The sequence below is a fragment of the Cohnella sp. GbtcB17 genome, assembly GCF_019091135.1.
Taxonomy (GTDB): domain Bacteria; phylum Bacillota; class Bacilli; order Paenibacillales; family Paenibacillaceae; genus Cohnella.
This window is the reverse complement of sequence record NZ_JAGXJW010000481.1, coordinates 1-236: the sequence shown is the minus strand read 5'-3', so window position 1 is coordinate 236 and position 236 is coordinate 1. Positions and strand designations below refer to the sequence as shown.

Sequence of the window (236 nt, the reverse complement as noted above, 5' to 3'; positions counted from 1 at the left end):
TGTCAAAGGCGCTGACGTACTCGGACAACATCTACTTCGCGCAGGCGGGGCTCGCGCTGGGGAAAGACAAGGTCGGGGCGGGCGCCGCCGGGTTCGGCATCGGCGAGGCGATCCCGTTCGTCTATCCGCTCGCCAAGTCGCAGCTGTCGAACAAGGGCGTCAAGGGCGAGATCCAGCTCGCGGATTCGGGCTACGGTCACGGCGAAGTGACGATGTCGTCGCCTCACGTAGCGCTC

Annotated in this window: 1 protein-coding gene; it reads left to right on the top strand. The window is 65.7% G+C overall.

Annotation, left to right across the window (positions count from 1 at the left end; all coding sequences use genetic code 11):
• On the top strand, positions 1–236 hold a 236-nt coding region (locus tag KVT38_RS34220; RefSeq protein ID WP_254639762.1), incomplete at both ends, for a penicillin-binding transpeptidase domain-containing protein.